Raw genomic sequence first — 16,130 nt, forward strand, 5'->3', positions numbered from 1 at the left:
TTCAAATTTGTACAAAAAAATATTATAGAGCAAAAATATAAAAGAAGATCATCATATTTGCACAACTTCTTTATTTATAACTTTAGGAATTTTAGTTAAATTGTATTTTTACCGGTTTTTTAAATAAATTTAGCATAACTCATAAATTCCAATTCTAAAATCACGGAATATTATACGTGTATTTTGTGTATAACTTGAGGAAAAAATACGGAAAAACACCTATGAAACCCTCTCCCATCAATGGAAAACTCTTGTCAAGATGTAATTTCACATTTATAATGGAATTATTATGTAAGCGAACTAACGTTCCAGCTTTTTATATACTAATAAATGTGTCGAAAATATAATATAAGGAATAAAAGAAAGCGGGGTGTTACTATGGATGTAACACAGGTAAAAGAAATGATTATTAAAGAGCAGATTTCTGTCATATCAGGTTCTACCATTGAAAAATTTGGATGTAGTAAAATTCATATAACCGAAGAAGCGATAAAAAATACTGGTCTAAAAGCAGTTGTTATCGATTGCGCCTTTTTTAATAGCGGCTATTCTATTATTAAAAGTATAATAGAGACTCAAGAAAGAGATACCTTAATATTTAATAATCTTTTTCAATTAAATACTAAGAAGGCTGTTGAGACTTTTATTAACTTTATTGAAAAGTGTAAATTTAAAATTGTATTTCTGAATCCTAAAGAACGTACAATTCATACGGCTATAGAGGAATTCTTAAATAAATTCCCTTCAACAGATTTTTCTTTAATCCACTAATATATGAAACAGGCAACTAACCCTAGTTTGGATTAGTTGCCTGTTTCTTTTTTGATACAACTTTTTTGTTTTTTTATCCAATAATGTTTTTTACATTCTATAATCAATTCATAAATATTAATGAAATGAGGAATTAAAATGGCAGATGTAGAAACTTATGGTGGTAAATGTCCAAAATGTACAAAGGCTATGTTACAAAAAGGCGACGATAAGGGTTATGATACTTGGTTCTCTTATGATGCTTGCCCTTGGTGTGGATTTGCATATGGAACTTCTCCAGAATCTGAAACACCTTGTAATGAAACCTATATTTGGGATGCTATATTTGAACATCATAATGTAAAAAGTCGTGAAGAACTAATTAAAACTTTGAAGTTAGTGGAATTTGTATCTAAAGAGGCCTCTGAATTCTATCCTAGTTATTTTAGGTACACACGAAAAGACTTTTTTAAGGATTATGAAAAGTTAAATTCTTGTTCTTAAAAGAATAGATTTTAAAAAAGCTCAATTTACTTATTGAGCTTTTTTTTTATTAATCATAAAAGTTAACCGGTAACTCAAAGGCCTCAATAAGTAACGAGAAATCTCCATCAACCTCTTTAAGAGCTTCTTTGAGTGTAAGATTTTCAATTGTTTTAACCTTATGTTCCAGCACTTTAACTATTTCTTCGTTTGTTACAGGCTTAATAATTTTTACATCTAATTTGGACCACCGTTGGCCAAATTCCTCAAGAGTTCCATAAGCATAACAGCACCCGTAACCGCTGTTCCTGTTATACTCCACTTTTTCAATAGTTGGTAGATCCCTATGAGACGTTGCCACGACAATATTGTTTTTTATATAGCTTTTTAAAGGCTTATAATGCTTATTTTTTGTGTTTATATAAAGGTAAGGCAGATTAAATAAAGGTTCCTTATCAGGCAATTCAACATTGCTGTCGTACTCATTATCATTAAGTATGTTATTCATTTTTTATGTCTCCTTTTATTTTTTAATACTGTACCATTCACTAAATAGTTTTAAGAAATTTTTAGTGAATAATTATTTTAATAACTCAATACGACAAAAAAAACCTCCATACAGAGGTCTTATCTTTGTTATAAATGTTACAGTGGTTGTTATCTTTCATAATTTAAATTTGGGTTATTGTGTCTAAAACAACCATAGAAATAACAAGTTGTTTCTAAATAAGGCTCAAACCTCACAGTAGGTCTGATGCCAGCGGATACATCTTGTATAGTCTTTCTAACAAATGCTATTTCTTCTCTTGTTTCAGCTGCATACTCTACTGGATCGAAATCATCACACTCTTCAGGATCATTTAGCACTTCTTCTATTTCTTTTTCCTTATTCTCAATTATTTTGGCTGCTAATTTTTCAATCTCTTCTGTATGCCCAAGTTTCCACAGAGAATAAAAATATGGTGGTAAATATTCTACGGAATAAAAAACCCAATCTAATTTTGAGTATTCATTAACAAACTCTTCGTAATCATCTATGAAGTAATAAATTTCTGCAATATCAGACTGAAACTCTTGCTCTTCTTTTATGCTTAAAATTAACATTTCCTTAGCAACTGCCTTAGCTTCCTCTTTTCTTCCTAATTTAGCTAGACAAACGCCATAGCATAGCATTGGCCATAATGTTAAATTTCTTTCTGTGCGAAGTGCGTGAGCCTTACCGAAATAGTCTACAGCTGTTTCTATCATTCCTTTTTTGTAATAGCACATACCAAGATTATGTAAGTTCTCAAGAGAAGGTGTATGGCCGACAGCGCGTTCTAAAAAAGTAATGGCTACTTCATACTCTTCTTTTTTCATATACATCTCTGCCATTAAATTATATGGAAAGTAATGTTGCGGATTTAATTTTATAATTTTTTCTAACAGCTCAAAAGCTTCATCATCAGCTATTTCCCAACTATATTCCTCTTCTTCCTCTATCTCTTCTTCCGAATTTTTGTTTTTTGGCTTCTCTTCTTCAACGGCCGGTTCAACTGTTATTGGCTTACCTTCCGTAGAATAGAAAAAAGCCAAATTAAAAAGTGATTGAATATTTGGGTCACGCTTTGCTGCTTCCTCAAAATGAAAAAAGGCTTCCTCATAACGATTTGCTTCCATTAAGGATATGGCTAAGTTATTTCTTAATTTAGTATTATTGGGCTCTTTAGTAATTTGCTTCTCAAGTTTATTTACATAGTCGTTAGCAAGTTTTATATGTTCTTCATACTTAGTCTCATATTCTGTAAAATCGATTTCTTCAAAGTTCAAAATGGATTCTCCTTGTTAAATAGTTATAGTCTTCGTTTATTATAATCTAAAAATTAGCATAAAGAATTTAATTTGATTTCTAATTTGATGAGTAATTATAAAAAAATTATTAGCATTTTAAAAACGATTCTATAGTCTTGATCTGATATAATATTTTAGACACATAAATTTTACATTTATCATATTTTTTGGATGTTAAAAGTTGAACATATTACCATTAATATAGTTAATTTGAATTGTATCACTGGTACCTTTTATGTTTTTTGCTGTTTTTTATTTTAAACAGAAAAACGATATGTTAAGCTATAAAAATCGTATAGAAATCTTGGAGGGTTAAAATGGCACTAACAGCATATACAGAAACAATAATTAATTCTTTATTAGAAGCAAATAATAGCGAATTTAATATAAATAAATATATTGATCTTGTAACGAAAATGGACAAGTGCTACCCTACTGAACTTGAACGTGGTAACTATTCATTGCTTGAGTTAGAAAATAATCACAGCAACATAACGTATATCCAAAAACAAATTAACACACTAAATGATAAATCTTTTATATGGTTGTATTCTTCCATTATGGAGACAATTCTTTCTGAGAATATGGTGTCTTGCAAAGGCGCATTGCACATCCTCCTTGGAGCTAATGAAGCACAAGTACGAATTGAAAGCATTATTGGCTTTTGCAAAAAAGAACAGTGGTATCAAAATGCCTATTATCAGTTGTTAAATATGAATAACAAAAGTAATTCCTCAATAGAACTAAAAGCTGTATAACAAAAGAAGCCTTCTAATTAGTTGGCTTCTTTTGTTATTTAATAAAATTACGATTTAAAATACATTATTTCATTATATAAACGATAATACTTTGTTGTCATTTATGTTTTTCATATAAAATAATTATTTACAAATTTCTATATGTGTTTTATAATGTTTTTTGTCGAGTCTAGCAGATGACGTTGATCTACATATTATTAAAGTTTTCTCATTTTGTTCAATCCCATATTATTGATTCGGTTATAGTAGTAAAGTTATAATGTCACAAAAAGAGGTTCTTCAATGAGAAGAGCTTCTTTTTGTGACAAAAATTATCTTGCAGAAAAGTTATTTTTTGCTTATAATAGAGGAGAAATTCCATAAAATTTTCGTCCGAAAAGCCACCCTCTTCCTAAATCAAGGGTGGCTTTTCACGTTCATATAATATTATTATGAACACGAATATTATTATTTGCATATGTCTATTGAGTTCTTCGGAATTCCTACATTGTTGATAAAAAAAGGATTCACTATAGAGTGAATCCTTTTTTCAATAATATATGTATATATTTTTTATTCTTTTAATTAAAATGCTCCGCCTTTCGGATCAAAATTCTCTTGATTACTAGGCTCTGAGTAACTTACATCTTCTTGTTTAACAAATTCAGTATCTTCGCTGTCGATATTGTGGCGCTGTTTATACTGTCTTGATCTTTTGAGGCTTCTGAAAAACATAAAATATGCCCCGGCAGCCATTACTGCACCTACTCCTGCAGAAATGTAGTGTTCTTTATGCTGTCCATAAACTGCTTTAATAAGAGCATTTATTGCTGGAATTGCACAGAAAAACGTAGCAAATATAAACCAAAACAATCTGTAAATGGCACCTGTTATTCCTAACATAACTAAAATCATTCCTTTTTCTAAAAATGTGTATTAACCTATTTCGCAATAGAAAAAAGCTGTTATATAAGCCAAAATAAGTTAATAAGCTCATAAATAGTATTGTACACTTTTATCCTTTCCAAATATATATAATGTAGGAAAGAAAAAGAATTCATTTCAAATGAATTCTTTTTTACGTTTTAATCGTTTATTTTTTAACACAGTAAGACTTAAAAAGCACCACTATTTGGATTGTAGTTATTAGTTTCTTGATTTTCAGACGAATTCAAATCATCTTCAAGGTCTTGATTATTAATATTGTGGCGTTGCTTATATTGTTTTTCTCTTTTTCTTTCTCTGAATATAAAGCTATAACCGATATAAGAAGTTATTACGCAAAATAATACAGCAACTATCTGAATTAATTCACCTTTAAACACAAGAAATTTTAGAGCAACATAACCAGGTAAAGCAAAGAAAAATGTAACTAATAAAAACTTAATAAGAAATTTCATAATTATCCCATTCCTTTTTTTGTATTTTTGGTTTTAAGTTCTACTGATTAAATCTTTTCTAATTCAACTATATAAGCCTCCTTAATCCTATTGATTATCAGCATTATAACGAAAAATATTGAAAAAAGAGTTTTTTTCAATATTTTCAAATGAAGTTTATTAGAAGCTTGCTATATTAAAGAAATTCCTATAAAAAGCAACATTAATATTACTGTTATAACGATGGCTATTCTCAGTTGTACTGTTCTATCCAAATTATTAAACTTCTCTTTGGTAAAACTCTTAACAGGTTCAGTTAAAAAATTCGGGTTTTTTTCTTTTTGTTCTTCCTCTATTTTTCCTAACCCTTTTTCCTCATCTGTAAGAATATAATCATAGATAACAAATTCTATAGGATCTGTATCAATAAATTCTTCTAATTCCATAATTTCCTGAATTAACAACTCTTCCTCTGATTGATGCTTTTCTACTTCTTCCCGCTCTCCCTTTGTGCCCATTAGAAGGTTCTTAGTAGCGTTAATTCCCAATTCTAAAACGTTAAATTTGTATAATTTCTTTAAACCCTTACCTGTGCTTTTAAGTACAGATGCGGCCTTATTGCTGTTTTCGCCGTTGTAATACTTGTATTTTAATTTTTCTAATACTATTTCCGCTTTTTGTTGCTCCTTTTCTATTTCAGCGTAATATTTATCTACAGCTGGATCAGTTTCAATTAATTGAATAGCTTTATCAATATATTCTTGGCAATTCTTACATAAGGGGTTATTAGTATCTTTTAATTCATCTCCACACCTACCACACACTTTTTCTTCCAAGTTTAAACACCACCTACGATACGAAAAATTAAAGTTCAAATTAGACTTCCGTGCAATGGTAGAAATTTTATTTACTTTGCTATAAAAGTCAATTTTTAAAGTATCTAAGTTATTGAAAGGTTTATAAAGCCTACATAGTAAAGTTTCTATTTTTACTAAGATTAGTGAATAGAAACTCTTTTTTATTGAAATTTTACATTCTGCATTTATAATTAGAAAAATTTTAAAATGAAAGTAGGTGATGATTTGCCTATAGCTCTAAAATACGCTGTGAAAGCACTCTGGAAGTTGTTTAAACAATACGCTAAGAACAAAGTCAAAGACTCTGACCTTTTTAAAAATATAATTATTATAGCTGCTGTTTTAATTGTCTCGGTTTTAATTTTAATCTTTAGCTTATTTGGCTCATTGCTTTGTCCTATCCTTTCTTGTGATGATGACACTGGAAAAAAGGAAGACGTTGTTACAATTGGAATGTTGAAAGATGTGTCTGAACGAATGGTTCAACTCAGAATGAGTGCAAATTCGAGTGTTAGCAGTCCAGGAAAAAACTATGGTTGGTTTAATATTCAAGCTGACTCTAAAGTAGATAAGACTGCAACTGAGAATAGGGGTGCCGAAGATAGCGTTAAACCTATTGAAACGAACGAAGAAGTAGAAGCTCAACAAGCTAGTACAACTACTGTTCCTACTGCGAACCCCTCACAATGGATAAAAGGTGAAACGGCAGGATTAAATCAAGGATTCCTTAATAGATTAGCAGCTTTTGGTGAAGCATACGGTAAGCCTGTTCCAATAAATTCTGGATTTCGTACTTTTGAAAAACAAGCATATTTGTATGCAGGTTATAAAGCTGGGAAACCTGGTTTTAATAAAGCGGCTGCTCCAGGAGCCTCTAGGCATAATTACGGTTATGCAGCAGACCTTTCAGGTTGGCCGCAACAGCTCCCTAGTTCAGCTCTAGCACCCTTTGGACTTTACAAAGCCGTTGAGGGCGAAAACTGGCACGTAGAGCCTGTAGAAACAAAAGGATTACACGCGGCTCAATTAACAGGATTAAAGATAGATGGAATGGGTTCTAGTGTCACTGGTGCTGGTATGTCTGGTAGTGCTGAACAAGGCGATGTTTCGGAAGCTTATGTACATTTACTAGCTCTACAACAAGCTGACGACACAGAAATGGTATTTTACACTAAGAGTGATTTAGATGCAGAAGAAAAGAAAAAATCAAACTTAGGTAAAACGTGGACATTGGCTAAAGCGATGAAAAAATTAATAAAGAATCATTCCTATAGTGATCCTGATATTAATAAACGAGCCAACGACGACAAATGGACAAATTTACAGTATATGAAATTAGCCCGCTGGGAAATACAAAAATGCTTTTTAATTGGTGATGAAAGTAAAGATGGTATTTTCGAAAAAATTTTCGGTGGTCCTAAACCTTGTGCTCAGGTCAAAAAATTATCTGGTATGGAAATTGTTCCGGAAAAACTACAAGGTACAATCTCAAAAACAAAGAAAACTGACAACGGCGAGACGATTGCTTTTCAAAAGCCTGAAGACATACTATACTCTTATGGTGAAATTAGCCTTTACAAAAAGCAAAAGCAATTTAAACCAGTTATGAAGGAAATTTTAGAATTTTTATTTGAAAAATACGTTGCCGCACAAGATTTATCCTCCGGTGGAATGACTGCCCCAACATTTATTTCCCCAATTGCAAACGGAACATATACAATTGAAACAAAATACGGAGAAAAACTAGAAGATGGTTCTCTTTCAAAAGGAATTGTAATGAAAACAACAGCCTCCATTCCTATTTGGTCACCTATTGGAGGTAAAGTGGTTGGGACATACAAAGACGAAAGTGGCGGTAATACAGTAGTAATACAAAGCCCTACATATGGATTTGTAGAAATTAAGGGTCTTCAAGAAGTTTTAGTAATAAAAGACGCTACCGTTTCTCAAGCGATACTACTAGGAGCAACTTTTAAAGATAAGCCTTTTGAGTTTAGAACCTGCACAAAAGTTTCTACTAACTCACCTACTCCTACGTGTGAAGATTCTAGCGATCCTTCGGCTGGAAATGCTAATATCTCATTCTCTTCAGGAATAAATCAAAGTGAAAGCGATAAAGCTGCGAAAGCATATCCTTCTCAGAAAAGTGATGCTTTAAGCGGAAAAATAGTAACTATGCCGGGCTATTCAAATTTATCTATGCTGGGAACGTTAAGTGCTGAATATGAGAGTTCAGGAGATCCAGGGGTATGTGAAATGGATACTGCACAAGGCGGTTTACAATGTGGTACTTATCAAATATCTGTTGCTACAGGAACTATGACCGACTTTATGAATTACTTGAAAGCCAACTATCCCCAATATTATCAAGTGTTGGGTCCAGTACCAAAAGTAATTGGTTCCTTTAAGCCTGCTTGGAGAAACTTGTATAATTCAGATAAACAAGGATTTGCTACAGCTCAACATAACTTTATTGGAGCTACTCACTATACTCCTGTTAATGAGAAGATAAAGAAGAAATATGGATTTGATGCTAATACAAGATCAAGAGCAGTTCAAGAAATGATTTGGTCGTATGCGGTTCAACATAGATACAACACAGTTACAGCTTGGGGAAATGCCATTGGAACTGGTTGGACAAATATGAGTGATGCCGAAATTGTAACAAAAATGTATGATTATAGATTAGCGCACTGGCCTTATACGACTCGCTATAAAGCGGAAAAAGCAAAAGCCCTTGCTATGTTAGGGCAATAAAAAAAGAGAACTTAGTTCTCTTTTTTTATTGCTTTTCGTAATAGAAATAATATCCGGATCCTTCTGATTCATAAGTTGGTGAGACATCGCCTGTTTCTACGGATTGGGAGAAAATAATATTTCCATCAACTACCGCTGCATTATTTGCGTTTTTAGATACTACTTTATTTGTAAGTGTATCCTTATTAATAATCATTAGATTATTTCTTACATTTGCTAACAAATACGTGTCATCAATTGGATACATATCAAATATATCGTTATTTTGAAGTATAACTTTACCTTGGTAAATGACCTTTGATATCTTTGCTTTTTCGTCATATGCATAGATTAGCGGTTGATGATTCCATATCTTAGTATCCTGAATTGTATAATTGGGAAGCACTCCTAATTTTTGCAGTTTCCCTTGAACAACTTTATAGTAGGCTGCACTGTTTATTAAATAAACGTCGTTTCCATCCTGTTTTAAGAAGCTTCCGGCAGGAATTTCGTACATTAAGTTGTGTATGTAGGAGATATCATTGTTGGGGCTCATATTTACTGCCGTAAGGTAACTTTTGCCTTTCTCAACTAATATGTAATAAATTACACCCCCGCTTTTAGCTACACCACCAATATTCTGACCATAACTAAAGTTATTAACTTCTTCTTTGTCTTTAGTAACAATGTCGTATTCCATTAATCTTGTGCCTATTTTATCTTGAACTTCTAAATAATATATTTTATCTCCCTCTTGGTAATGTAAGAAAGATACGTCTGAAATTACATTCTTTTTGCCAGTCTCTAAATTGTATGTATAAAGACCATTTTCAACAGTCTGAAATAATATGTGGTTTTTGTAAGAGTCTAATACTAAATCCGTTGTATTAATAAAAGCATTGCTTAATTTAGTAATGTCAGGCGTTTTGTATGTTAGTTTTTCAAACACGAAAGAATTTGTTAAACTTTGATTTAAAATAGTCGCCTGCTGTTCTTTTTCCGCTTTTGCCTCTATTTCTGCTTCTTTTATTACTTTTTCTTTTACAATATCTTTGCTTACAGGTGCTGGTTTTGCACTTTCCTTTGCGCTTAATATGAAAATCACGAGCAAACAAACTATTAATCCCCCTCCTATAATTAACCCAATGACTCGACTGTGTTTAATTAAATAATCGGGATCAGTTAAATTTTTAAATATCGTTTTCATTAGCTCACCTCCCCAAAAAGTATGTTTACTATAATTGTTTTTTTCATTTATGTACTTTTTCCTAAAAAAAAGAGCCAAAGGGCTCTTTTTGCTTTAAATCCTTTTTTATTTTTATTTGTCGTCTTGTTCAATTTTAACTCTTTGAACTCGATTTGCTTTTGCTGCTTCTTTCCTATCTTTGCTATACTGCTGACCAAAGCCTGCTCGTGTAATCTTGCTTTTTGTATGACTGGCAGCAGATGATGCAAATGCTCTTGTCGCTCTGTTTGCGAAACTTCTTTTTGTACCAGACTTAGCGTCTGCTGCCCTAATTTCTTTGTATTTATTACGAGTAGCAAGATGCATATCTTGAGCCTCACCTTTAAAGAAACCAGGTAAATTCATTCTAGCCATCCCTCTTTCAAATTTGTGTCCATTTCCTAAAGTATTATACGAACCTAGTAATTGATCTACATACCCAGGGATAGCAGTTAAAATATTTAAGTAAAACGCCAAGATAAATACTTTCAACAAAGGTGCGCTAATCATATTTACCATATCATTAATTACAAAAGGCGCAGATGCTAAGTAAATAATTCCAAACACCACAGGGGCAAAAGCGGAAGTAACTACAGTTTTAAAGTATTGACTAAAAATATCTTTCGTTTTGTAAGAAGGTATTAGACCAGCAAGTATTGGCACTAAAATAGCTGATGAAACTAATGTAATTAACCTTTTTAAGCCATACACAGCTATTTGAAGTAAATCCTTAATCATAAATATTATTACAATAAGCTTAACGAGTGTCATAACTCCCAATAATCCTACAGAAAATCCAGGAATCTCATTAAGTACATCAGGGGCAAATGCAAATTCAAGGTACGTAGAAAATATAGTAGGAAAATTTAATAAGTCCACTGGTACTACATCTTCCTTACCTGCAATATTTACATCTACCTGATAATGTGACACAAAGTATCCTAATACATTTGCTATATCAAATATACCCTGCAATATATACCCTGAGAAGGCTATCATTCCACCGGCGAATAGGAACATTCCTACCTTCGAAACAATTTCTTCTCCAATAGTCCCCTCTTTTCGGTTTAACTCGTATATTGCTAATACGGTTACAATCCCTAATACTAAAATACTAATTGTACTAACAACACTAGATAGAGTACCTATAAATGAAAAATTCTCAAGAACAACTGGGAAGAACATTACTTGCAACAATTGAGAAGGTGCAAATCCTAAGTAGCAAGCAGCATCAAAGATCCATTTAGAAACTAGATTTCCTATGTAAATCATTATTGAATTAAGCATATCAACTGCTTTCCCAGCCAATCCAGATACTTCATCATCACCATCAAATTTAAACTTATCTTGTTGAATATCATTTATCTTCGTATAGAACTTGTTGTATGATTCAGAGCAACTATCTTTATCAAAAGCAAGTTTCCCCATAAATTGGGTTCCGTACTTTTTGGATGTAACTGCTTCTTCTTTGGCATATACCGTCACAAGCGGAGGCCCAACAGCGCTAAAGAAAATAAAAAACGACAAGAGCATAAATAATGTTTTTTTAAACAAATACTTCACCTCCATTAAATATAAGATTTTTAATATAATAATGGATTTTATAAAAAGCACAAGAAAATTTGACAGTCTATTTGACTTTCTTAGAATATCGTTGAAAATATAGACAGTGAAAAACGTTAATTTATTTTTACATTTTGTGCCTACATATCTTTTGTTCAATAGAAGGCTATGTAGTTACTAAGGTGAGGTGAGTGAAATGATTATTAACAAGCTTAAATTTATTATTTTCGGTGTTTTAAATACATTTATATTATTTGTTTCTTCGCCGCTGTTTGTTCTAGCAGATAGCGGTAGTAAAGCTGCAAACGCAAAATTAAAAGCAGCGGTAGAAACACAAATAGTTGAAGTAATGGACGCGTGGATTAAAATAGGTCTTGCAACAATGTTGCTACCAATTATTGCTGGTGGTGCATTAATGATGATGGCCGGAGCAAATATTAAACTAGCTACATCCGGAAAGTCATTAGTGCTTGGTTCGGGTATAACTATTTTGCTTCTATCTTCTGTATATGCAATTATAAGAATTTTCTTAGGTATTTTTGGTTTATAAGCTATTTCAAAAAATATTGAATGTCTTTTATTCAATATTTTTTTCACTGCATAAACAACTATATGTAAGTCCAAAATTACTTTTATATTGCTTTTAATAAGTAGTTTTTTTATACTATATGTATGGAAAAATTTACAGAGTCGGGTGTAATTAGCGCTAGAACTTGTGTTTATGAAATGATGTATCGTTTAATTTGGACTGTACACGATGGAAGATGCGTTCTTGAATATGATATTGAGCTCTTTATACAGGATGTCTTAAGGCAAATAGCTAATGAAAAAGATTTTATTGTACATAGCGTAAAAGTTTTAAATCAAAACTATATTGATGTGACAGTATCCGCTCATCCTAAGATCGCACCTTCTTACATCGTAAAAATGTTAAAAGGAATATCCGGTAGAAAAATTTATTTGAAATTTCCAGATATTAAACAAAAACTAGAGAAAGGAATGTTATGGACTAATAATTTTTATATACAAACTATAGGCAACTATTCGGAAGAGACTGTAGAGGATTATATAAAGAAACAGTTCAAAAAAACTAAACAATAGATTTTTTGTGTTATTCAAACTTCATTTAACTAATAGTTAGTTTGGCTAAAGAATTTAAACCGCTGTAAAGTACTTTCCTCCACAAAGATTATATTTCAAAGATTGTTTAAGCTAAAATTTACGGATGTTTTAAGGATGTTGGCGGAGGTATAAAATTATGTTGTCATTTATAGCAAGTTATTTTGTTGGTGAAATAAGGTATCCAAAGCTTCGTTTCTTTACGAATGCCATACTTATGCTGGCGTTTATATCGTTTACTTATTATATGGATTATGACTCTGGATTAATAAGTGACGATACTTCGCACGAGGCACACGTTAAACACTTTTATTATTTTTATGGCTTCTATGCCCTGTTTATAGTATGGCAGTTTAATAAATGGGTAATTAACGGTAAAGTAAGTAGTGTGTACACAATGGATATAGAGTGCGATAGTTGCGAATACATTTACTATGGTAAATATCATTACTGCCCAAATTGTAACCAAGAGAACTTTGTAATTGCTGAAGCTAAAGGTAGAAAATCTGCAAGACGCCAGCGAAGAGCAGAGGCATCTGCTAGCAAAGCTTCAAGGAAGCAACCAAAACCACCAAAAAAGAATACAAATAATCCTAACGATGCTGCGTTTTAAATTAAATACATAATAAGAAAAGCACTTAAGAAAATTTCTTAAGTGCTTTTTGCTTTATTATTTTTAGAAGAAACTTAATTGGGTCTCCTCTTCTTTACCAAAATTGAATAAGTCAATTTCTACTTTTGGTTGTACAGTTAAATGCTGTTCAAAACTAATTTTATTATGATTTTCATCATAGTTCATTAAAAACAGCTCTGTTTCTTTCTTTTTCTTATGACCTTCTCCTCGCGCAACAGTGCCGACATAAGCCTCTTTTTCGTGTCTTCTCCACCCTTTATAAATTTCATCGATTAGCGAATCAGGATAATACGTTACAAGTGCTTTACCTTTAATGTTGCGAAGTAGTTCAGCCAATTCACGATGTGTGTCCTCTGTCCATCCACCCTTATACATAGATTCACGTCCAACGTAAGGTGGATCAATGAAGAAAAGTGTCTGTTCAGAATCATATCTACGAATACAGTCTTTAAAATCCAGCATTTCAATATTTACAGTGCGCAGTCTTTTCTCAAATTGTTGTAAGCGAACAACGGAATTTTGAAAGTCTACTGCTACGCTCTTTTTCTTTCCTGATCTAAAACCACTTCGGATTTCTGAATTGTTAGGAATGAGCATATGACGAAGATTGTAGTACCACCGTACAGCTCTTTCAAAAGAATCTTCAGGTAAAGGTTCTTTTGACCATTGGTTAAAAAGTTTACGACTAGTATGTAAGGATTCTAAGGCGGACAGCAGTTCCTCTCGAGAGCTTCTAAGCGTTAATAGAAAGTTTATTAAATTCTCATCCAAATCGTTATAAACTTCCACCTTGCTAGGCTCTTTTTGTGTCAAAACGTGACCACCTCCCCCAAATGGCTCTACATAACAATGATGTTTAGGCATTAAAGAGATAAGTTCCTTAGCGAGATAATACTTGCCACCGAACCAACGAATAGGTGAATGAATACCTTTCACTCGTTTTACAGGGCTTTCTACTAGCTGTTCAAATGTATTTGAAATTTCGATATCATTATTTAATAGTAAGTTTGTCATTAGAAAACACTCTCCATATTCCGATTTAATTTATACAATCGGATGGAGGCGGAACTCTATTGTTGTTCCTTCCCTACTTACAGTTACAAGGGGTAAGCTGGGCGCTACTCTTCCCGGTCGGGACGTCAGCAGAGGTGGCCTCATTGGACACAAACTTAAAATAGCTCAATACAATTCCCTCAAAGTGTATCGTTTCAAGTTCCTCTATCGCACCTTAATTACTGAGGTTTTCTAAACAATCTATCTATCCACTTCATTAAAATCATTCCTTTATATTTATACTGCTTTCTTTTTAGCTTTAGCGGCTAAGTTTGTAATGAAAGCTTCTAATTTGTCTCGAATTTCTTTATAAAGATCATCTGATAAATTTTTTTCATACTTTTCGTTTACAATTTTAAAAATAGTTTTTACCATTTTTGTTTTTGCTTCTTCTTCTCTTCCTTTTTTGACTAACATCATATAAGCACCTGATGGACGCTTTTGACCAAAAGGCATAAGCACATATAGCTTTTTCGTGTCCTTAATATTAATTTCGCCTTCTTTGTTACTTTTTTTGAAGAAGTGTCTAAATTCTAGACTTATGTCTTCTAAGCTTTTGACTTCCTCTTCATCGAGTTGAATTTTAATTCTGTCTTCATCATTAATGAAGTCGAAAAAGTCTCCTACATAGAAATATAGCGCTGTATACAACTGCGTTCTCCCCTTTACAAGTAATTATTATGAAACCCCGTCTAGCATCTTTGTCTTGTTATTTTTAGCACCTTTTCTTTCTTTCCTTCCGTTAACGTTTTTAATTGTTTTCTTTGGTCTTTCCGGTTGAAACGTTGTATTAATAGAAGGAATTGACCGTGTAGAAGTAATACCTTTAACAGCCTTTGTTTTTGTGGCATTCTTCTTCATTAATAAGATGCTCAAACGATGCATAATTGTGTGAATACGATATTCTGCGTTTACTACATAACCTTGTTTAATTTTGTAGTATTCGTATTTAGAAAGCTCTTTATTAAACTTTTTATTAAAGTATTCATATCTAGAATCTTCCTTATAAAGACCTTGTAAGGTTTCTGCTTCTTGAATGAATTCCTGGAGCTCTTCTCCATCGATATGTAGATTTAGAGCATCTTCAAACTCATTAAGAGCTTTACGCATATCTTTGCTGCGATTATAGTGCTTTTTACGATAAGCTTTTAGCTCTTCAAAGCTTGCAACTACTTCCGGTTCATAAATAGCCGGATTTGTTTCGTATTGTTTGATAGCCATTTCTGCTTGGGCAGGTGTTTGATATTCAAGTGAGTTCACTAATCGCAAACGTCCTCTTTTAATTTCTTTTGCTCTAAGCTTTTGATCTTCTTTTTCAATTAAATCCTCGTATACTCCAGGTTTTTTGCCTAGCGGTACAGATTCAGCATAAATTTTATAGGAAAATCCATACTCATCCAGTAATTTGCAAAGAGAAACTGAAATGTCTTTACCTGTATGAAGTTCTATAAATGGCTTTTCTTTAAATCTCAATAAAAAATCAAGTATCTTTAATGCAAAAGTATTTTTTTCATCCGCAGTAATTCTTTTTTCACTTACTGGGTAGTAGTTAATAACCTCATTAAAAGAGATAATTCGCTGCCCATCAAAGTTAAGAAAGTAACTAGCATCTTCCATACCCCGTTTTTCAATATACTTAATAATTTTATTTACCCAGTGATTATAAGAACCTTGATAGAATTTTTTTGCTACTGTTGGTTTTTCTTTCCTTGCTTTAGAACTTGTTACAAGTGCTATTCTTTTCAAAGTGCATTACCTCCGTAA

General features: G+C 32.2%; 17 protein-coding genes. 7 read left to right on the forward strand and 10 right to left on the reverse strand.

The window, feature by feature from the left end; all coding sequences use genetic code 11:
• Nucleotides 1-378: 378 nt before the first annotated feature.
• Nucleotides 379-771 (forward strand): hypothetical protein, encoded by a 393-nt coding sequence (locus tag WKH56_RS09150; RefSeq protein WP_342835383.1) that lies wholly within the window; start codon nucleotides 379-381, stop codon nucleotides 769-771.
• Nucleotides 772-909: 138 nt separating this feature from the next.
• Nucleotides 910-1,254 (forward strand): hypothetical protein, encoded by a 345-nt coding sequence (locus WKH56_RS09155; protein WP_342835385.1) that lies wholly within the window; start codon nucleotides 910-912, stop codon nucleotides 1,252-1,254.
• 49 nt (nucleotides 1,255-1,303) lie between these two features.
• On the opposite strand, the gene WKH56_RS09160 is transcribed toward WKH56_RS09155, so the two are convergent.
• Together WKH56_RS09160 and WKH56_RS09165 are read right to left on the reverse strand one after the other, a co-directional pair.
• Nucleotides 1,304-1,741 carry a hypothetical protein gene (locus WKH56_RS09160; protein WP_342835386.1) on the reverse strand — a complete coding sequence of 146 codons (438 nt, stop codon included), beginning with the start codon at nucleotides 1,739-1,741 and terminating at the stop codon, nucleotides 1,304-1,306.
• Nucleotides 1,742-1,890: 149 nt separating this feature from the next.
• Entirely contained in the window at nucleotides 1,891-3,042 is a 1,152-nt protein-coding gene (locus tag WKH56_RS09165; RefSeq protein ID WP_342835387.1) for a tetratricopeptide repeat protein, read from the reverse strand.
• A gap of 338 nt (nucleotides 3,043-3,380) precedes the next feature.
• Here WKH56_RS09165 and WKH56_RS09170 point away from each other — a divergent pair, with 338 nt between their 5' ends.
• Nucleotides 3,381-3,821: a hypothetical protein gene (locus WKH56_RS09170; RefSeq protein ID WP_342835388.1), complete on the forward strand. Its 441-nt coding sequence runs from the start codon at nucleotides 3,381-3,383 to the stop codon at nucleotides 3,819-3,821.
• A gap of 564 nt (nucleotides 3,822-4,385) precedes the next feature.
• Here the strand turns inward: WKH56_RS09170 and WKH56_RS09175 are convergent.
• From WKH56_RS09175 to WKH56_RS09185, 3 genes are all read right to left on the reverse strand, one after another.
• Complete coding sequence (locus tag WKH56_RS09175) at nucleotides 4,386-4,673, reverse strand: hypothetical protein (RefSeq protein ID WP_342835389.1); 288 nt, start codon at nucleotides 4,671-4,673, stop codon at nucleotides 4,386-4,388.
• A 242-nt stretch (nucleotides 4,674-4,915) separates the two neighbouring features.
• Nucleotides 4,916-5,200 carry a hypothetical protein gene (locus WKH56_RS09180; protein WP_342835390.1) on the reverse strand — a complete coding sequence of 95 codons (285 nt, stop codon included), beginning with the start codon at nucleotides 5,198-5,200 and terminating at the stop codon, nucleotides 4,916-4,918.
• Nucleotides 5,201-5,370: 170 nt separating this feature from the next.
• Nucleotides 5,371-6,015: a hypothetical protein gene (locus WKH56_RS09185; protein ID WP_342835391.1), complete on the reverse strand. Its 645-nt coding sequence runs from the start codon at nucleotides 6,013-6,015 to the stop codon at nucleotides 5,371-5,373.
• 270 nt (nucleotides 6,016-6,285) lie between these two features.
• Between WKH56_RS09185 and WKH56_RS09190 the strand changes: the two genes are divergently transcribed.
• Nucleotides 6,286-8,793: a VgrG-related protein gene (locus WKH56_RS09190; protein ID WP_342835392.1), complete on the forward strand. Its 2,508-nt coding sequence runs from the start codon at nucleotides 6,286-6,288 to the stop codon at nucleotides 8,791-8,793.
• 25 nt (nucleotides 8,794-8,818) lie between these two features.
• Here the strand turns inward: WKH56_RS09190 and WKH56_RS09195 are convergent, their stop codons facing one another.
• Both WKH56_RS09195 and WKH56_RS09200 read right to left on the reverse strand, forming a co-directional pair.
• A complete protein-coding gene (locus tag WKH56_RS09195) occupies nucleotides 8,819-9,979 on the reverse strand; it encodes a hypothetical protein (RefSeq protein WP_342835393.1) in 1,161 nt (386 codons plus the stop codon).
• A 111-nt stretch (nucleotides 9,980-10,090) separates the two neighbouring features.
• Nucleotides 10,091-11,551 (reverse strand): hypothetical protein, encoded by a 1,461-nt coding sequence (locus WKH56_RS09200; RefSeq protein ID WP_342835394.1) that lies wholly within the window; start codon nucleotides 11,549-11,551, stop codon nucleotides 10,091-10,093.
• Between the two features lie 205 nt (nucleotides 11,552-11,756).
• On the opposite strand from WKH56_RS09200, the gene WKH56_RS09205 reads away from it, so the two are divergent.
• From WKH56_RS09205 to WKH56_RS09215, 3 genes are all read left to right on the forward strand, one after another.
• Nucleotides 11,757-12,110 (forward strand): hypothetical protein, encoded by a 354-nt coding sequence (locus WKH56_RS09205; protein ID WP_342835395.1) that lies wholly within the window; start codon nucleotides 11,757-11,759, stop codon nucleotides 12,108-12,110.
• A 122-nt stretch (nucleotides 12,111-12,232) separates the two neighbouring features.
• A complete protein-coding gene (gene tnpA, locus WKH56_RS09210; RefSeq protein ID WP_342835396.1) occupies nucleotides 12,233-12,661 on the forward strand; it encodes an IS200/IS605 family transposase in 429 nt (142 codons plus the stop codon).
• 157 nt (nucleotides 12,662-12,818) lie between these two features.
• Nucleotides 12,819-13,292, forward strand: coding sequence for a hypothetical protein (locus WKH56_RS09215; protein ID WP_342835397.1), 474 nt, complete (start codon nucleotides 12,819-12,821; stop codon nucleotides 13,290-13,292).
• A gap of 63 nt (nucleotides 13,293-13,355) precedes the next feature.
• Here the strand turns inward: WKH56_RS09215 and WKH56_RS09220 are convergent, their stop codons facing one another.
• The 3 genes from WKH56_RS09220 to WKH56_RS09230 form a co-directional block, all read right to left on the reverse strand.
• Nucleotides 13,356-14,327 carry a DNA adenine methylase gene (locus tag WKH56_RS09220; protein WP_342835398.1) on the reverse strand — a complete coding sequence of 324 codons (972 nt, stop codon included), beginning with the start codon at nucleotides 14,325-14,327 and terminating at the stop codon, nucleotides 13,356-13,358.
• A 276-nt stretch (nucleotides 14,328-14,603) separates the two neighbouring features.
• A complete protein-coding gene (locus WKH56_RS09225; RefSeq protein WP_342835399.1) occupies nucleotides 14,604-15,017 on the reverse strand; it encodes a hypothetical protein in 414 nt (137 codons plus the stop codon).
• A 27-nt stretch (nucleotides 15,018-15,044) separates the two neighbouring features.
• Entirely contained in the window at nucleotides 15,045-16,112 is a 1,068-nt protein-coding gene (locus tag WKH56_RS09230) for a hypothetical protein (protein WP_342835400.1), read from the reverse strand.
• Nucleotides 16,113-16,130 lie beyond the last annotated feature (18 nt).

This window comes from Priestia sp. SB1 (assembly GCF_038898415.1).

Excerpts from the sequence above, each read along its gene's own strand:
- WKH56_RS09160 (WP_342835386.1), bottom strand. The coding sequence starts at position 1,741 with ATGAATAACATACTTAATGATAATGAGTACGACAGCAATGTTGAATTG.
- WKH56_RS09215 (WP_342835397.1), top strand. The coding sequence starts at position 12,819 with ATGTTGTCATTTATAGCAAGTTATTTTGTTGGTGAAATAAGGTATCCA.
- WKH56_RS09170 (WP_342835388.1), top strand. The coding sequence starts at position 3,381 with ATGGCACTAACAGCATATACAGAAACAATAATTAATTCTTTATTAGAA.
- WKH56_RS09150 (WP_342835383.1), top strand. The coding sequence starts at position 379 with ATGGATGTAACACAGGTAAAAGAAATGATTATTAAAGAGCAGATTTCT.
- WKH56_RS09180 (WP_342835390.1), bottom strand. The coding sequence starts at position 5,200 with ATGAAATTTCTTATTAAGTTTTTATTAGTTACATTTTTCTTTGCTTTA.
- WKH56_RS09155 (WP_342835385.1), top strand. The coding sequence starts at position 910 with ATGGCAGATGTAGAAACTTATGGTGGTAAATGTCCAAAATGTACAAAG.
- WKH56_RS09205 (WP_342835395.1), top strand. The coding sequence starts at position 11,757 with ATGATTATTAACAAGCTTAAATTTATTATTTTCGGTGTTTTAAATACA.
- WKH56_RS09195 (WP_342835393.1), bottom strand. The coding sequence starts at position 9,979 with ATGAAAACGATATTTAAAAATTTAACTGATCCCGATTATTTAATTAAA.
- tnpA (WP_342835396.1), top strand. The coding sequence starts at position 12,233 with ATGGAAAAATTTACAGAGTCGGGTGTAATTAGCGCTAGAACTTGTGTT.
- WKH56_RS09220 (WP_342835398.1), bottom strand. The coding sequence starts at position 14,327 with ATGACAAACTTACTATTAAATAATGATATCGAAATTTCAAATACATTT.